Annotated in this window: 19 protein-coding genes and 2 pseudogenes; 11 read left to right on the top strand and 10 right to left on the bottom strand. The window is 47.6% G+C overall.

Annotated features, from left to right (window positions below; all coding sequences use genetic code 11):
* Positions 1-130 precede the first annotated feature (130 nt).
* The 3 genes from GKO28_RS15430 (at position 131) to GKO28_RS15420 (ending at position 3,899) form a co-directional block, all read left to right on the top strand.
* On the top strand, positions 131-922 hold the full coding sequence (locus tag GKO28_RS15430; protein WP_182076948.1) for a hypothetical protein: 792 nt from the start codon (positions 131-133) through the stop codon (positions 920-922).
* Positions 840-1,736: a hypothetical protein gene (locus GKO28_RS15425; RefSeq protein WP_182076947.1), complete on the top strand. Its 897-nt coding sequence runs from the start codon at positions 840-842 to the stop codon at positions 1,734-1,736. The genes GKO28_RS15430 and GKO28_RS15425 overlap by 83 nt, the downstream gene beginning before the upstream one ends.
* Before the next feature lie 204 nt (positions 1,737-1,940).
* On the top strand, positions 1,941-3,899 hold the full coding sequence (locus tag GKO28_RS15420; RefSeq protein WP_182076946.1) for a hypothetical protein: 1,959 nt from the start codon (positions 1,941-1,943) through the stop codon (positions 3,897-3,899).
* A gap of 315 nt (positions 3,900-4,214) precedes the next feature.
* On the opposite strand, the gene GKO28_RS15415 is transcribed toward GKO28_RS15420, so the two are convergent.
* The 4 genes and pseudogenes from GKO28_RS15415 to add all read right to left on the bottom strand — a co-directional run bounded on the left by GKO28_RS15415 (position 4,215) and on the right by add (position 7,480).
* A complete protein-coding gene (locus tag GKO28_RS15415; protein ID WP_182076945.1) occupies positions 4,215-5,300 on the bottom strand; it encodes a ribonucleotide-diphosphate reductase subunit beta in 1,086 nt (361 codons plus the stop codon).
* Positions 5,301-5,310: 10 nt separating this feature from the next.
* Entirely contained in the window at positions 5,311-5,898 is a 588-nt protein-coding gene (locus GKO28_RS15410) for a hypothetical protein (RefSeq protein ID WP_182076944.1), read from the bottom strand.
* Between the two features lie 10 nt (positions 5,899-5,908).
* On the bottom strand, positions 5,909-6,517 hold the full coding sequence (locus GKO28_RS15405; RefSeq protein ID WP_182076943.1) for a hypothetical protein: 609 nt from the start codon (positions 6,515-6,517) through the stop codon (positions 5,909-5,911).
* A gap of 84 nt (positions 6,518-6,601) precedes the next feature.
* A pseudogene (gene add, locus GKO28_RS15400) lies at positions 6,602-7,480 on the bottom strand (adenosine deaminase).
* 91 nt (positions 7,481-7,571) lie between these two features.
* Between add and GKO28_RS15395 the strand changes: the two are divergent.
* Positions 7,572-7,778 carry a hypothetical protein gene (locus GKO28_RS15395; protein WP_182077542.1) on the top strand — a complete coding sequence of 69 codons (207 nt, stop codon included), beginning with the start codon at positions 7,572-7,574 and terminating at the stop codon, positions 7,776-7,778.
* A gap of 117 nt (positions 7,779-7,895) precedes the next feature.
* On the opposite strand, the gene GKO28_RS15390 is transcribed toward GKO28_RS15395, so the two are convergent.
* The 5 genes from GKO28_RS15390 to GKO28_RS15375 form a co-directional block, all read right to left on the bottom strand.
* Entirely contained in the window at positions 7,896-8,225 is a 330-nt protein-coding gene (locus GKO28_RS15390) for an NUDIX domain-containing protein (protein WP_203564208.1), read from the bottom strand.
* Positions 8,226-8,731: 506 nt separating this feature from the next.
* Complete coding sequence (locus tag GKO28_RS20405; protein ID WP_247646585.1) at positions 8,732-10,402, bottom strand: ribonucleoside-diphosphate reductase subunit alpha; 1,671 nt, start codon at positions 10,400-10,402, stop codon at positions 8,732-8,734.
* A 19-nt stretch (positions 10,403-10,421) separates the two neighbouring features.
* A complete protein-coding gene (locus tag GKO28_RS20400) occupies positions 10,422-11,582 on the bottom strand; it encodes an ATP cone domain-containing protein (protein ID WP_247646584.1) in 1,161 nt (386 codons plus the stop codon).
* A 371-nt stretch (positions 11,583-11,953) separates the two neighbouring features.
* Positions 11,954-12,433, bottom strand: coding sequence for a peptidylprolyl isomerase (locus GKO28_RS15380; protein WP_173534471.1), 480 nt, complete (start codon positions 12,431-12,433; stop codon positions 11,954-11,956).
* 18 nt (positions 12,434-12,451) lie between these two features.
* On the bottom strand, positions 12,452-12,925 hold the full coding sequence (locus GKO28_RS15375; protein WP_182076942.1) for a peroxiredoxin: 474 nt from the start codon (positions 12,923-12,925) through the stop codon (positions 12,452-12,454).
* A 57-nt stretch (positions 12,926-12,982) separates the two neighbouring features.
* Here GKO28_RS15375 and GKO28_RS21775 point away from each other — a divergent pair, with 57 nt between their 5' ends.
* The 7 genes and pseudogenes from GKO28_RS21775 to GKO28_RS15350 all read left to right on the top strand — a co-directional run bounded on the left by GKO28_RS21775 (position 12,983) and on the right by GKO28_RS15350 (position 16,607).
* Positions 12,983-13,477, top strand: coding sequence for a cupin domain-containing protein (locus GKO28_RS21775; RefSeq protein WP_282099335.1), 495 nt, complete (start codon positions 12,983-12,985; stop codon positions 13,475-13,477).
* Complete coding sequence (locus GKO28_RS21770; protein ID WP_307839115.1) at positions 13,450-13,836, top strand: JmjC domain-containing protein; 387 nt, start codon at positions 13,450-13,452, stop codon at positions 13,834-13,836. The genes GKO28_RS21775 and GKO28_RS21770 overlap by 28 nt, the downstream gene beginning before the upstream one ends.
* Positions 13,837-13,881: 45 nt before the next feature.
* Positions 13,882-14,121: a winged helix domain-containing protein gene (locus tag GKO28_RS20395; protein ID WP_247646583.1), complete on the top strand. Its 240-nt coding sequence runs from the start codon at positions 13,882-13,884 to the stop codon at positions 14,119-14,121.
* A 34-nt stretch (positions 14,122-14,155) separates the two neighbouring features.
* Positions 14,156-14,575 carry a hypothetical protein gene (locus tag GKO28_RS15365; protein WP_203564207.1) on the top strand — a complete coding sequence of 140 codons (420 nt, stop codon included), beginning with the start codon at positions 14,156-14,158 and terminating at the stop codon, positions 14,573-14,575.
* Positions 14,576-14,787: 212 nt separating this feature from the next.
* Complete coding sequence (locus tag GKO28_RS15360) at positions 14,788-14,967, top strand: hypothetical protein (RefSeq protein WP_247646582.1); 180 nt, start codon at positions 14,788-14,790, stop codon at positions 14,965-14,967.
* Positions 14,968-15,201: 234 nt separating this feature from the next.
* Positions 15,202-15,970 (top strand): annotated as a pseudogene (gene ubiG, locus GKO28_RS15355) (bifunctional 2-polyprenyl-6-hydroxyphenol methylase/3-demethylubiquinol 3-O-methyltransferase UbiG).
* A complete protein-coding gene (locus GKO28_RS15350) occupies positions 15,948-16,607 on the top strand; it encodes an HAD family hydrolase (RefSeq protein ID WP_182076940.1) in 660 nt (219 codons plus the stop codon). The pseudogene ubiG and the gene GKO28_RS15350 overlap by 23 nt, the downstream one beginning before the upstream one ends.
* Positions 16,608-16,662: 55 nt before the next feature.
* On the opposite strand, the gene GKO28_RS15345 is transcribed toward GKO28_RS15350, so the two are convergent.
* A complete protein-coding gene (locus GKO28_RS15345; RefSeq protein WP_307839114.1) occupies positions 16,663-16,938 on the bottom strand; it encodes an Hpt domain-containing protein in 276 nt (91 codons plus the stop codon).
* Positions 16,939-16,991 lie beyond the last annotated feature (53 nt).

Below are 16,991 nucleotides of genomic sequence, written 5' to 3'. Positions count from 1 at the left end.
CACTATAACTGGAATAATTGGGCTTCAACAATGATTTCGAACGTCAGCTTAGGCGGTATGGCATTGTAGATATGAATACTTTGATTCAGGCTGTATATCTTGCCTCCGGCTACCTTTTAGGGTTATCCAATTGACAAAACCATTCAAAATTGAATCGGCGGACATAAACCGTCTAAATGATATTCAGCTAACACAGCTGCTTAATGAGTTATTGCGCTCTGAGGCCTACAAATTTGGCATAACTCAGAGGTCAGTTGAGGTAGCACTAAATATACGAGTAGGTGATGGTGGTGAAGATGGGCGTATTAGCTGGAACGGTGGGCCAGAACAAACAGACTACTTACCGAATCGTTTAACCATGTTTCAAAATAAAGCCACCGAGATGGGGGCTGCGGCTTATGCTGATGAAATTATGGCTGCGGAGATAAAGGGTAATCCCAGAAAATTGAAACCCAAAGTAGAAGAGGTTCTCGACCAAGGTGGGGCTTATATTGTTTTTACAACTCAAGAGCTTAACACTAAACAAAAAAATGAGCGCATCTCAGCAGTACGAAGCAAATTGAAAGAACAGGGTAAAAATTATGCAGATACCTGTGAAATTAAAATTTACGATGCAGCCCAAATTGCCGCATGGGTAAATCTATTTATACCAACAGTGGTATCTGTTCAAAATTGGATTGGTAACCCAGTGGAGCGTGGGTTAAAAACCTTCAATTTATGGAGCGAGCACGAGGAGCTTTCTCGTCTTGATTTTGTTACCGTAGGGAGCAGAAAGGACATATCAGTAGCTTTATCTGAAAAAAATAGAGCAGCCAAAATCGTGCCTACGGCTAATGGGCTTGTCAGGACTTGGAAAAACCAGAACAGCTTTTCAATTATTCAAAGAAAACGAGAACCTCAAATGCCTTGTCGTATATGTTGATGCGAATCACGCACCTACGATTGATGCATTAGTTGCTGATTGGGTTGGACTAGGTTTAAAAGCAATAGTAATTGTCGATAACTGCGAATACCGTTTACACGAAAGCCTCGTAAAGGAAGTTCGCCGTGAAAATAGTCATATTAGTTTACTGACGTTGGACTACAACTTTGATTCCGTTTCAAACTCTACTGTGTGTTTTAAGTTGGATCCAATGTCAAATGAAGAGTTATTGCTGTTACTAAACCCTACGTACCAAGATCGACTGCCTGATCTCGATAGGATTGTTGCTTTTGCTCAGGGTTTTCCGCAGATGGCAGTTTTGTTGGCTGAAGCTAGATTATCTGAAGATCCTAAAATTGGCGAATTAACAGAAGACGAGTTAGCAAACAAATTACTATGGCGTCGTCATGAACATGAAAATCCAGAGAAATTGAGGATTTTGCAGGCATGCTCTTTATTTGATGTATTTGGCGTTGAAAAAGAAGCAGAAAATCAACTCAAGTTTATCGCTGATCTGGTAAATATCAACATTGATCAAGTTTATGAATGTGTCCATGAATATTCCGATCGCGGGTTGATAGATCGCCGAGGGCGGTTTGGGCAGGTGGTGCCAAAACCACTAGCTATTCGATTGGCTGGGCAGTGGTGGAGCAAGTCTAGAGAGGCGACACAGCTGGCGCTTGTTGATGGCATACCTGAAGGTATGGTCGATGGATTTTGCCATCAGGTTGAAAAAATGGACTTTCATACTGATGTAAAAAAACTAACAGAAAAACTGTGTGGCCCCAAGGCCCTTTTGGCCAAGCGGGAGTGATCTTGTCGGTTCGGGGTTCTAGGCTCTTCCGCGCTTTTGTGAGTGTAAACCCCGAAGCTACTTGTGCAGCTTTGTACAAAGCACTTGAAAGCCTAGACCATTATCAGCTACTTGCTATCGAAGGTGACACTCGTCGAAATCTAGTATGGGCTCTGGAAAAGCTGTGTGTATCGCGCAGAGATATTCCTAGAAGCAGCTTGGTGTATGTTGCTTTTAGCATCGGCTGAAAATGAGAGCTGGAGCAATAATGCAACAGGCATGTTTGCACAGTTATACCGCATTCGTCTTTCGGGAACATCAGCTGAACCTGAAAGTCGATTTGCATTAATAAAAAGAGCATTAGATTTGAATCAGCCTCATATTGATATGGTATTGCTTGAGGCTCTTGAACTGGCAATTGATACGCACGGTGGTAGCCGAACGGTAGGGGCTGAGTACCAGGGCGCCAAAGCACCGCTCGAAGAATGGCAGCCCGAAATTTGGCAAGAGATTTTTGACTATTGGCAAGAGGCTTATGCTCTATTACTAATTTTGTTTGAACGCGGTGAAGAGCAAAAACAAAAAGTATTATTCAGTATTGGTCATTCGATTCGTGGACTTGTGGCGCGAGGTCGAATTGAAATGTTGGATTTGGCTATCAGACATATTGTTTCTGTAAACGGTCAGTACTGGCCTGCTGCATTGGATAGTATCAAAAACACGTTTGAGTATGATTCAGAGGGAATGAGGAAAGAGGCAAAGGATGCATTGAACAGCTGGCTTGAACTGTTGAGCCCGGATAAAGCGGAGTTATCTGTACAGCTCAAAATCCTGGTGGTTAATCCACCTTGGGAGCATCGAAAGGGAGAGGATGGACACTACATAGACATAGCATCAGAAAATGCTAAGCGCCTAGCTAATGAACTGGCTAATCGTATTGATGAATTATTACCACATCTGCATTTGCTATTGCAGGGTGAGCAAAAGCAGGCTTATTCATTTGGCTATCAGCTTGCTCAGAAGACCGAGGATCCAAATCTGCTTATAGAGTGCACCTTTAAGAAAATGTTATTTATCAAGCACGCAAATCCCAGCTTCGCTCTTGGGATTTATCGCGGAATTTTTGAACAATCGAGCGAAAACTGGGAGCAAAATATCGATCGGTTACTGAGTGATCCGCAACTTGTGTATTTCTACCCAGACTTTATTCGCACAGGTAGCATTCAACAACATCACCTCGAGGAACTGTTAGCCCTAATCCGTAGCGGTACTATTTTACCTAATCGTGCAACTTCCTTAAGTTATGGCAGTGTAACTGATGGCATCCCCCCTAATGTCATTGCTAGCTTTTGTTTAAAGCTGGCAGGACTTGGAGATCAAGCCTGCTGGTCATCACTAAATGTGATTTATATGTATTGCTTGGGTAACGATGGCAGAATTGAGGAGCTACGTGAATCACTTAAACAATTGGTTTCAACTGCCCCCTTACCTAAAGAACAAGAAGGAACAGCAGCAAATCTCAATCACTGGCATGACTTGGCAGAAAAACTGTTGAAGGAACCAGATGAGGCGTTTGCCGTTGCATTGTCCAATCAGCTAATTGTGGCTTGCCGGAACGGTTTTAATCACGGAGATATCACAAACTATATCAAGCCGTTGTTACTTGAGCTAATGAGGGATTACGGGCCTGTGCTTTGGCCAATATTTGGCGATGCCATCATCCAAGCTGAGGGAGTGGAGCGGTATTGGCTTCAACAGCTACTAGATCGCGAAAACAGTTTTTCTATCCAGATGCCAAGTGTACTGTCAGTCTTGCCCGTAGGCAGTGTAATTGCATGGTGTGAAAAATATCCACAACTGGGCCCAAGTTTTGTTGCTCACTGTACGAATATCTTCGAGTACATCGAGAATAAGCGGCAGCCAACGACTCTATTTGTAGCGTTGCTGGAGAAGTTTGGCAATGATCCACGCGTAACCAGTGCGCTTAATGCCAATATGGGGACGCGAGGTTGGTCGGGTTCACTTGTCCCGTACTTGGAATCTGACAAAGCAGCATTAAACCCCTTGCTCGAACATGAGAATGCCAATGTTAGGCGTTGGATTAAAAATCATATTGACTATATCAACAGGCAAATTGATGCAGAATTCATGAGGGATGAAGAGAGAGGCATAGGCTTGTATTAAATTGGAATGCTCGCACACCCACTCTAGGCCGTCGGTCATCTTGTTAGAAATTAGTAAATGCATTCCCATTGCGTTCATCAGCGCCTGGTTAAGCCAATTTTGTAGGACTCCACATAAGGCCGAAAATCAGCCTTTCACTGTACATGCAAAAGATAGCCATCTTGCAAAAAAAAAAGCCCACAAATGTGTGGGCTTTTTTTGGGGGATCAAGAACCCAAAACTTTTCCGTCAATTTCAATCTTTGACTTAGCAAAACTTCAACTTTTGGCTACAAAATTTCAATCTTTGAGTTATGGAACACCACCTTTGTTAAAATCAATCCCAGCTCAACGCCCCACCCGTCTGATATTCCGTCACCCGAGTTTCAAAGAAATTTTTCTCTTTCTTCAAATCAATCATTTCACTCATCCATGGGAATGGATTAGTCACGCCCGGGAATAATTCATTGAGGCCGATTTGTTGCATGCGGCGGTTGGCGATAAAGCGCAGGTATTCTTTAAATTGCGCTGCATTCAAGCCCAATACACCGCGAGGCATGGTGTCTTCGGCATAGGCGTATTCCAGCTCCACCGCGCGTTGGAATAAACCGACCAATTCAGCTTTAAAGCTTTCGGTCCATAATTCTGGATTTTCCATTTTAATGGTATTGATTAAATCGATACCAAAATTGCAGTGCATCGACTCATCGCGCAGGATGTATTGATATTGCTCGGCGGCGCCGGTCATTTTGTTTTGACGGCCAAGCGCCAAGATTTGCACAAAGCCCACATAGAAGAACAAGCCTTCCATAATGCAGGCAAAAACAATAATCGAGCGCAATAATTGCTGGTCGGTTTCTAATGTGCCGGTTTTGAATTCTGGATTGGTCAATACATTAATAAATGGGATTAAAAAATCGTCTTTATTTTTGATTGAGGCCACTTCGTTATAGGCATTAAATACTTCGCCTTCGTCCAAACCCAAAGATTCCACAATGTATTGATATGCATGCGTATGAATGGCTTCGTCAAACGCTTGGCGCAGCAAAAATTGGCGGCATTCTGGGCTGGTGATTTGGCGATACGTACCGAGCACGATGTTGTTGGCGGCCAAGCTATCGGCAGTAACAAAAAATCCGAGGTTACGCTTAACCAGACGCATTTCGTCTTCTGAGAGTTGGCCGGTTTTCCATTGCTCGATGTCGCGCTGCATGTTTACTTCTTGCGGCATCCAGTGGTTTGCGCATTGCGCGAGGTATTTTTCCCACGCCCATTTGTGCTTGAATGGCACCAATTGGTTGACGTCGGTGGTGCCATTGATTACGCGTTTATCGTCGGCGCTAATGCGTTTAGTCGTCGCAGCTGGGGTAGCGGTGGGCGTTGCACGAGGGCTGGCGATCACTTCGTCATCAAAATTAATCATTGCTTTTCCTTTATTGACTCAGGCCGCGATTGAGCGGCTGTATTGCGATATTGTTAAAATTGCTTACACCGTGGCGGGCTTGCAGATCAAAAAAATCTCGGGCGTGATCATTACTCAAATTCACGCTCGAGTCATAATTCATATTCAGGTGAACGTCGCCCAAATACACCACTTCACCGGCTTTAACTTGAAACGGCAGATTGAGCGGCACGGTCACGTATTGGTACATATTCATTAAATTCATACTGTCTCGCCGCCATTGACCATCGGCCGCAACGACGCGATATTGGCCCGGCAGCAAAGGCACGACAAACAACCTGCCCGTTGCATTGGGGGTATCGCCCGGCGCACGAATAAAATCAGTGACTAGCCGTGTATACAGGTTGATATTACCACTAGGGCCTTGCAGCGTTAAATTGGCGCTGGCGGTGTCGTTATTAAACGATTGCGCCGTGAGGCCAATAATGGCCAAGCCTTGCTCGGCCGCTGGCGTGAGCTGGCCATTAACCACCGGCAACTGCAGATTGGCACAGGCGCTCAGTAGCAGCACCAGCATGGCTCTCAATATTAATTTGAACGATCTGAACGATTTGAACATGGCCGTCTCCTTACTGCGCGATGCGCAAAGGTTCGATCAAAATATTGCGGGTATCGGTCACGCCATCGCGCTGTTTTAAATCATAAAAATCACGCTCTGCGCTATTACTCAAGCGCAGTGTCGAAGCAAAATTCAGCGCCACATTCACATTGCCCAAATACACCACTTGCCCTGCCACCACGCGAAACGCCGTATTGAGTGGCAAAGTCACATAACGCGCTTCGCCCGAATGCACGCCAACCACAATAAAGCTGCCGCGCACTTGGCTGGTGCGATATTCCCCCGCCGGCAGGGTTAGCGCAAACAGCTTACCCGCTGGGTTTTCCTCGCTACCGGGCGCTTGAATCATATCAGTGCCCAGCCGCGTAATGAGCTGCTGCGGCGCGGGGCCGGCGACATCAAGGCTCAGCGACGCGCCCATTAAATAATTGGCTTGCCCGGTTAACGACAGCAGCACCATCCCTTGCCCTGCGGGTGGATTTAACCGCCCATCTTGCAATGGCAATGGGCTGGCGCAAGCGGTGAATAACACACAAACAAAATAGAGCAAATAGACGGCGCATGGCTGAACTCCTTTGGGGTCGCAGTGTGATGGCGAGCGATCAATCCGTGAGCGCATCGCGACATCAATCAGTAAAGCATTCGCTACGTAGAATTAGCCGCAGACCGCAGTGCGCTTATAACGCCGCCGAACAGCAAAACATCAACCAACCGCCGCATCGGCAATGGCCAACACTTTTTGCTGCCAAGCGGCTTTTTGCTCGGCACTGAGCCAGCTGGCTTCAAAGCTATTTAAAATCAATTGCACGATTTCAGCTTTATTTAAATCCAGCGCAGCGCGGCAAGCGAGCAAATTGGTGTTGAGATAACCACCAAAATAAGCAGGATCATCTGAGTTCACCATGGCGCACAAACCCGCATTCAGTAGCGTACGTAGATTATGCGCCGCTAAATCATCACCACACACAGCTTTAAATTCGACAAGGGGCAAACGGTGAGTGGCACGCGATCAGCGGCCAAACGCGCCACCAAAGCGGCGTCCTTCCGTGCAGCGCACGCCATGGTCAATCCGCGTTGATTTGAGTAAATCCAGCGCTTCCCAAATATACGCGGCCGGACCTTCTTCGCCAGCATGCGCCACCGCAGGCAAACCGAGCTCAGCACAACGGGCAAACAGCGCCGCAAATTTACTGGGCGGATGGCCCAATTCGCTCGAATCCAAACCCACTCCGTCGATTTGCGCCAAATACGGCATGGCTTGCTCGAGCGTAGCAAAGCCGTCGGCTTCGCTCAGGTGGCGCAAAAAGCACAAAATCAATTTGGACGTCATGCCAAATTGCGTAAAGGCCTCGGCCAAAGCGCGGCGAATTCCAGCCAGCGGCACAGCAAAAGCAATACCACGCGCAGTATGCGTTTGCGGATCGTAAAAGATCTCGGTGTGCACGATATTGTCAGCGTGAGCGCGCAGCACATACGCCCAAGTCAGATCGTAAAAATCTTGCTCGGTGATTAATACCGACGCACCGGCGTAATACAAATCCAAAAACGATTGCAAACTATCAAACTGATACGCCGCCCGCACCGCATCCACATCGGCATACGGCAGCGCCACACCGTTTTTTTGCGCGCAAGGCAAACATCATCTCCGGCTCAAGCGAGCCCTCGATATGTAAATGCAATTCGGTTTTTGGCAAAGCCATAATCAATTGGTCGAGCGGGTGTTGGTTCACAATCATTCCTATTTATTCTCAATTCGGGATCGCCGATATTTAAATGCACTCATCAATCCATTTAAATATCGACACCGCAAAAGCGGCGCCGAGGGCATATTGCTCAAAGCTAATTCTAAAGACACCTACAAACAGATACCCACCAATTAACTTCCGCGAGCTGGTGGGTACGCGGTCTGATGACCTAACCTACACTACGTTTTGAAACCAGCGCGGGCAAAATATGCTCGCGCAACAAAGGCGCCAGTTTAACTGAATCAAGCTGATTTAAATCGAACCAGCGAGCCTCTGCAATTTCGGCACTGGCTTGGGGGCTGGTCCAGTGAGTGCAGCGCAATAAACTTCTGCCTGCACAGTAAATCCCGCTTCATTGGCCGCTGGCGCGCTAAAGCGACCAAACCAGCGAGACTCAACGATATCGGCACCTAATTCTTCTTGAATCTCACGCTGCAAGGTCTTGAGCGGTGCTTCATTGTCATCGGGCTTGCCACCAGGCAGCATCCAATATGGCGATCCTTGCTTACGCACCAGTAATACACGGTCTTGCTGCACACAAAGCAAAGTCACCACCCGAATAAGCGACAGCGTTTCAGTCATTCATTACACCTTTCAACACAGAGTTCGGGATGACCGATATTTAAATGCACTCATCAATCCATTTAAATATCGGCACCGCAAAGCGGCACCGAGGGTATACAGCTAAACGTCATTCTTAAATCAACCTACCAGTACATACCCATCAATTAACATTCGCGAATTGGTGGGGTGAACCTCTGCGACTCGGTGGGTACGCGGCCTTCGGCCTAACCCATCCTACAGTTAGTGACTTTACACACGCCTGCTGTGCCGCGCTGGTTGGCCTGGGGCTTAAACCCCGTCAAAACGAACACCGAGCACGAAGGGAGACAAACAGCCCTATCGTTTGGCTCGCGCCACGCGAGGGAACGGCGGAGCCGGGTTCGTCTCGGGTCGCCTTTCTTTGATACTTTCTTTGGCGACGCAAAGAAAGTATCCCCCGCCGCGGGTAGCGGCACCTAAAAACAGGTGCCGCAGGCACTTAAACCCATTTCACCAATGGTGGGTAGGTAACCCACCCTACAGTTTTATTGGCAAGCTTCGCAGTCTGGATTGTCAATCGAGCAGAACTTCGCATCGGTGGCTGGGGTGTTATCCACCACTTCCGCCGCTTGCGTCACTGGCGTTGGGTGGCTGGTGCCATCCACGGCGACGGCGTTTAATTCGCCACCGCGACCAGTTGATTTCTCTGCCGATGTCGCAGCCAAAGTGCGGAGGTAATACGTAGTTTTTAGACCGCGCAACCAAGCGAATTTATACAACTCGTCCAATTTCTTGCCCGATGCCCCGGCCATATAGATATTGAGCGATTGCGCTTGGTCGATCCATTTTTGGCGGCGACTTGCGGCTTCAACCAACCATTTTGGATCCATCTCAAACGCAGTTGCGTATAAATCACGGAATTCTTGTGGAATACGATCAATTTGCGCGACTGAGCCATCGAAGTATTTCAGGTCAGAAACCATCACTTCGTCCCACAAACCAAGGCCTTTCAAATCACGCACCAAATGCTCGTTGATGACGGTGAATTCGCCCGACAAATTCGATTTCACGAATAAGTTTTGGTAAGTCGGCTCGATACACGCATCCACACCAACAATGTTCGAAATCGTTGCAGTTGGCGCAATGGCCAAGCAGTTGGAGTTACGCATACCGTAGGCGGCAATGCGATCACGCAACATAGTCCAATCCAGACGTGAGCTGCGATCCACTTCTAAGTAGCCACCGCGCTCTTCTTCGAGTAAGCGCAATGAGTCTTGTGGCAAGATGCCGCGATCCCACAAGCTGCCTTTGTACGAAGCATAAATGCCGCGCTCTTGCGCCAATTCAGTTGACGCCCAGTAAGCGTGATACGCCACGGTTTCCATTGATACGTCAGCAAATTCAACCGCCGCTTGCGAAGCATACGGAATGCTCAATTCGTGCAAGCAATTCTGGAAGCCCATAATGCCCAAGCCCACTGGACGGTGCTTCAAGTTCGACGTGCGCGCTTTGCGAACTGGGTAGAAGTTAATGTCGATCACGTTGTCGAGCATACGCATCGCTACTTTCACGGTGCGCGAGAGTTTTTCGGCGTCGAGCTGACCGTTTTTCAAGTGATTGAACAAGTTAATCGAGCCGAGATTACATACGGCGATTTCTTCTTCGTTGGTGTTGAGCGTGATCTCAGTACACAGATTACTGGAGTGCACCACGCCAACGTGTTGCTGCGGGCTACGAATATTGCAAGGATCTTTAAAGGTGATCCATGGGTGACCCGTTTCAAACAACATGGTCAACATTTTGCGCCACAGGCCCAGCGCCGAAATCGTTTTAGCAACGCGCATTTCACCGCGTCCAGCTTTAGCTTCGTAGGCGGTGTAAGCGGTTTCAAAGGCTTTACCGACTTTGTCGTGCAAATCAGGCACTTCAGATGGGCTAAACAAAGTCCATTCGCCACCATCCATCACTCGTTTCATAAACAAGTCAGGAATCCAGTTGGCTGAATTCATATCGTGCGTGCGGCGACGATCATCACCGGTATTTTTACGCAATTCAAGGAATTCTTCGATGTCGGCATGCCAAGTTTCAAGGTAGGCGCAGACGGCACCTTTACGTTTACCACCTTGGTTCACGGCTACCGCAGTGTCGTTGACCACTTTTAGGAATGGCACCACACCTTGCGACTTGCCATTGGTGCCTTTGATGTGGCTATTCATAGCGCGAACTGAAGTCCAGTCATTGCCCAAACCGCCGGCAAAATTTAGACAACAAGGCGTTTTCTTTTAGCGCTTCAAAAATACCGTCCAAATCGTCTGGTACTGTGGTTAAGTAGCAGCTCGACATTTGGCTGTGACGGGTACCGGAATTAAATAGCGTTGGCGTCGAAGACATAAAGTCAAAGCTTGACAACACATTGTAAAACTCAATGGCGCGCTCTTCACGATTGACTTCGTTCAGCGCCAAGCCCATAGCCACGCGCATAAAGAACACTTGCGGCAATTCAATGCGTTGATCATTGATGTGCAAGAAATAACGATCATATAGCGTTTGTAGGCCAAGATAGCCGAACTGGTAATCGCGATTGTGATCCAGCGCCGCAGCCATTTTGCTTAAATCGTACTGACCGAGTTTTTCATCGAGTAATTCAGCCGCAATCCCTTTTTTGATAAATTGTGGGAAATACGTGGCGTAGCGCTCTGCCATTTCTTCGTGGCTGGTTTCTGCGCCTAAAACTTCACGACGAATGGTATTGAGCAGCAATAAACGCGCGGTTACCAAGCCATAGGCTGGGTCGTTTTCTAGGAAAGTACGCGCGGCCAATACGGCTGATTTACGTAGTTCTTCGGCAGAAACACCGTCGTAAACGTTTTTGAGCATTTCAGCCAAAATCACGGCTTGGTCGGTGTATTGCTCAAGGCCGGTACACGCTGAGGCGATTAAGGCTTTTACTTTGTCTAAGTCGAGTGGGCGCAAGCTGCCGTCTTCGAACAAGACATTAATCTGGTGTTCTGGCTCGCTCTCGTGACGGGCAGCGGCGCGTTCACGCTGACGTTCACTGCGATACAACACATAGGCGCGGGCAACATCGTGCTCGCCTGAGCGCATCAAAGCCAATTCAACTTGGTCTTGGATGTCTTCAATATGAATCGCGCCACCTTCTGGCTTGCGACGCATCAAAGCCGACACGGCAGAATCCGTCAGCAGATGCACTTGATCGCGCACGGCGGCGCTCGACGCGGCATGGCTGCCTTGCACAGCAATAAATGCTTTGCTTAAGGCCACCGAGATTTTCGATGGTTCAAACGCCACCACCGAGCCATTACGGCGAATAATTTTATAATTTGCGTAGGCCGCGGCATCAAGTGTGATGTGAGAAAGTTTCGCTGTATCAGTCATTCGTTCACCAGTCGTGCAGCTAGCGGCCAAAAAGCTCGCCACGCTGCTTGTGGATAATTTTGTGGGTTATTTGTGCAGAAAACACTACATCTTGTGTTGCCTTCTGCTTATAGACACAAATACTAGGGTAAAGAGGGGATCTGGTGCAAGTGGCCTGCTCTGTGCTAGTCGATCAATGGCGACGTTAAAAAGCAAAATCCTTGTATGGCTTGGTTTGATTAGCGCAGCAAACAAAAAGCATGCAGACAGCAGGTTGCAAGTTTGCAACAAGAACAGCCCAGCCCGCTCATTAATACTCATTGATAAAAAGCCGACACAAAAAAAGACAGCCAAAGCTGCCTTTTCTCATTATTCACCAAATCATTTAAATCTTAGTGGTGATGACCGTGCGCGCCATGTACGTGACCGTGCGACAATTCTTCGCTAGTTGCATCACGAACATCAACGACTGAAGCCACAAAGCGAATACTCATGCCAGCAAATGGATGGTTACCATCTACAGTCACAGTGCCGTCGTTGATTTCAGTTACGCGGAACAAGATCACATCGCCAGAGATTGGATCATCAGCTTCAAACATCATGCCGACTTCAACTTCGGGTGGGAACACGTCTTTGTCTTCTTCACGCACCAATTCTGGCTCGAATTCGCCAAAAGCGTCTTCAGCTGACATCGTTACTTCAACCGTATCGCCAACGGCTTTACCGTGCAAAGCTTCTTCAACCAAAGGCAAGATGTTGTCGTAGCCACCGTGCAAGTAAGCAATTGGCTCTTCGGTTTTGTCGATTTGTACGCCTTCTGCGTTGTACATTTCATAGTTAATGGTCACTGCGGAATTTTTTGCAATTTGCATTGTATTTAGTCCTGATAGTTAATGAATCTCGATCTGTTTGACGAGTTCTAGTATTTCAGCCGCATGGCCTTTGGGGGTCACGTGGTAGAAAGCATGCCGAATGATGCCCGTTTGATCAATCACAAACGTCGAGCGATCAATACCGTATCTTACCATGCCCTTTGCTTCCCATCGGTGTTGCGCATGATACAAGGCAATCACTTCACTCTCGGCGTCCGAGAGCAGCTCAAATTCAAGCCCGTGTTCATCAATAAATAACTCGTGCGCCATACAGTCATCTCGGCTCACACCGAGAATAACAGCGCCATATTTCGCGAATGCGGCAACACGGTCAGAAAACTCAATCGCTTCTAAAATACCGCCTGGCGTTTTATCGCCATTAAAAAAATACAGGATAACAATTTTTTTACCCAAAAAATCAGCCAGTTGTACCGTATTCATTTGTGCGTCCGGCAAAGCAAACTGTGGTGCAACATCTCCAGAATTCAGCATAAATGCTCCAGTCAGTGCGATAATTAGACTTCTTATTTTCCGTTATAGTCATCAGCCATGCGTAAAACACTATTAGGCGCCATCTCACCCGAAGAATTTTTACGTGAATATTGGCAAAAAAAACCTTTGCTCATTCGCCAAGCGTGGACTGATTTCCCTGAAATCATCGACTACGCTCGTTTAGCCGAACTGGCCGAGCGCGACGATGTGCAATCTCGTCTAATCGAATACAAAAATGAGCGATGGCAACTCGAAAGCGGGCCATTTACTCCGTCTCGCCTAAAGCGACTTGGCGAGACCGATTGGACTATTTTGGTCCAAAGTGTGAATCATTTAGTTCCGCATATTTCTGAATTATTGTATCGCTTTAATTTTCTACCTTACACGCGTCTTGATGACTTAATGATTTCTTATGCGCCGCCCGGTGGCACGGTTGGCCCACATTACGATTCGTATGATGTATTTTTATTGCAAGTGGGCGGCAAAAAGCGCTGGCAAATTTCCAGCGATGATGCCAGGGCTTTATCGAAGATGCACCGATTCGCGTACTGAAAGATTTTAATCCAGAGCAAGAGTGGATTTTAGAGCATGGCGACATGCTGTATCTGCCGCCACAATACGCGCATTACGGCGTGGCACTTGAACCGGGCATGACTTACTCGATTGGCTTTCGCGCGCCAAAAACACAAGAAATCGCCGTCAAATTTTTAGAGTACCTGCAAGACGAACTCTGCCTTGAAGGCATGTATGCCGACCCAGATGCCACAGTAACCAGCGTGCCAGCACGGATTGACGAGCAATTTACCGATCGCATCAGCCAAATGCTGCAAAACATTCAATGGAATGATGAGCGCGTTAAAGACTTTATTGGTCGCTACTTTACAGAGCCGCCACCGCATGTGTTTTTTTGATCAAACCGAAGAATTGCTCGACTTTGATGATTTTTTGCTGCCGCAGTGGCGACATCGGGCGTGATGCTCGACCTAAAAAGCCAAATGCTCTACAGTGACGAGGCCATTTTTATTAACGGTGAATTACTAGAGTGTCCTGCTGAAGCAATTAATGAATTACAAACACTCGCAAATAATAGACAGCTTGAAGCTGGTGTTTATACTGAAGATCTTATAGAAACCTTGTTCACTTATTATGAATATGGCTACATCACCCTCAAACCGAGCAGCACTAACGCCGTTTGATCGCAAGCTGGAATATCAGAACGCACTGCTTAATGTGTTACGGATAGCGCAGCGCGAGCTGATTCTTTGTGAGCGCGACTATTGTGAAAGCGATATTGATAGTCGCGCTTGCCATGATGCGCTGTGGGCTTTTTTTACTGCCCCCTCACCTGGGCGATTAAAAATTTTGGTGCAAAACGCCGACTTTTTAGCCACGCGCTGCCCACGCCTATTGCAATTGCGTGATCGTTTTTCGCATTTAATTGAAATCCGCCAGGTCACGACTTTTTCTTACGGGCAAGAAAAAGGCTTTGTTATTGCTGACCGGCAATTTTTTATGCAAAGGCATCATTTTTCGCACTTTCGTGGCGAGACTGGGGAAAACCCGCACGTCGTCGCGAATTTGCAACACGATTTTGCCCTACTCTGGGAGCAAGCTAGCCCTGCAGATAGCCTGCTACGCCTTTATTTATAAGGCTGTACACGCGGTTACACGAAGTAGCGAGATTCAATCTAAATACCCCCTGTTTTTGCCGCTGGGGCACTAGCCATTTTGTTCGGCAGTGCTTAGAATTCGTTCTGTCGGTTGTGTGAACAACTTAAGAAATTTATTAGAATCAAGTCAGCAAAATGTTTTGTTGCTTTGCTTTGAAATTACCCTCACTTTTTAGCTAAAAGGTCTTAAAAATGAAACAAACTCTACTCGTTGCTGCTTTGTTGGCTGTTGCTTTGTCTGCTTGCGGTAAAAAAGAAGAAGTAGCTGCTGATGCTGCTTCTGCTGTTGTTGAAGCAGCTTCTGCTGTTGAAGCAACTGCAGCTTCTGCTGTTGACGCTGTAGCTTCTGAACGTTGCTCAAGCAGCTTCTGACGTTGCTTCTGCTGTTGAAGCTAAGTAATTAGCTCTTCGCAGTATAGAAAAACCGACCTTTAGGTCGGTTTTTTTACGTCTGTAAGAAATACCGCAATGCCTCCCCTTGCACCAAGCTGCACGCACACGCCTAGGCATGCTAGGATTCGCTATCTTTTGTTTTCGCCAATCGCTTTGAACTTCTCGGCCAGTGTTTAATCGATGCAATTGCCGACTGTTTGATATCGCTTTGGAATGTATTGCTATCTAAGCCTCATAAGGAATACCGTTGTGACCGATACCCATATTAATGTCGATCAAGCTGAGATCGAGAAATTTTCTGCTCTTGCGCATAAATGGTGGGACAAAAGCAGCGAATTCAAACCCTTGCATGAAATCAACCCATTGCGCGTTGGTTTTATTGAGCAATACGCCGGCATCAAAGGCCTCACCATGCTGGACGTGGGTTGTGGCGGCGGCATTTTATCTGAAGGCTTAGCCGAACGCGGTGCCATAGTAACCGGCATTGATTTGGCCGAAAAATCACTTAAAGTCGCAAAATTGCATTTATTTGAGTCGGGTTTAAGCGTTAACTACCAAAACATCCCCGTTGAGCAACTGGCTGCCGAGCAAGCAGAAAGCTTTGATGTGGTCACTTGTATGGAAATGCTGGAGCATGTGCCATCACCCGCCAGCATTATCGAGGCCTGCGCTCGCTTGGTTAAACCGGGTGGCTGGGTGTTTTTTTTCAACACTCAATCGCAATCCAAAGTCCTATTTGCTCGCCGTGCTTGGCGCTGAATATGTACTCAATATGCTGCCGCGCGGCACACACGATTATAAAAAATTTATTAAGCCGTCTGAATTGGCGCGCATGACCCGCGCCGTAGGCTTAAATACCGTCGCCATTACCGGTATGACGTATAACCCAATCACCGACATTTACAAACTAAGCGATGACACCGATGTCAATTACATCGTCGCCACGCAGAAAAAAACCCATGATCCGCGCCGTTTTATTTGACCTCGATGGCACCGTTGCCGATACCGCGCCCGATTTAGCTGGGGCGCTCAATCGACTACTACTGGAAGAAGGCCGCGAGCCACAGCCTTATGCGGCGATTCGCCCCTTAGCCAGTCATGGTGCACGCGGCATTTTGGAATTGGGATTTGGCTGCACACCGGATGACGCCGAATATGCGCCCTTACTCGCGCGTTTTTTCGATCACTACCAGAACTACGTATGCCAAGACACGGTGTTATTTGATGGGATGAGCGAGTTGATCACGCAGATTAACGCGCGAGGTTTAGCGTGGGGGATTATCACCAATAAGCCGATGCGCTTTACCGACCCATTGATTCAATTACTCCCCCTGCCTATTGCGCCAGAAACCTGTATTTCTGGGGATACCGTAGGTATACCCAAGCCAGCGCCCGAACCCATGCTGCATGCCGCAGCCGAACTGGGCATTGATCCGGCGCACTGCCTGTATGTTGGCGATGCCGAACGTGATATTGAAGCGGGACGCAATGTGGGCATGACAACGGTACTGGCCAATTATGGCTACATACGTGAGTTTGATCAGCCGCAAAGCTGGGGTGCCGATATTCAAATTGAACACCCGCTTGAACTACTGAAATACTTACCGCCGCTACGATAAGCGAAATAGCGCTCGACTCAGCGGTGAATAAACAGCAGCGCTGAGCGAAAGCCATTTAACGAATCAATTCACTCTCTTGCTGTGTGGCCTGCAATTGCCGCAGGCCGATCAGCACTGGTTGCAACGCATCCACCACGATGGCTAACTGCTTAGCAATCTGCTCATTGGATTGCTGTTCAATACACGCTTGCTCAAGCTCACCCGCGAGCTGTTGAATCTGGCGAGCCCCTAAATTAACGGCCATGCCTTTTAATGAGTGGGCACAGCGCATTGCCGCATTTGGATCGCTCGCAGCCTGAGCTGCCGTAAAATCAGTGGCAAATTGACTAATGCTATTTTGAAAACAACAGCAATAGCTTCATATACAAGCCTTCATCGGACATG

Origin of the sequence: Deefgea sp. CFH1-16, from assembly GCF_016881365.1 — a bacterium.
GTDB lineage: Bacteria > Pseudomonadota > Gammaproteobacteria > Burkholderiales > Chitinibacteraceae > Deefgea.
The sequence above is the reverse complement of the archived record's forward strand: the minus strand, read 5'-3'. Positions and strand labels throughout refer to the sequence as shown.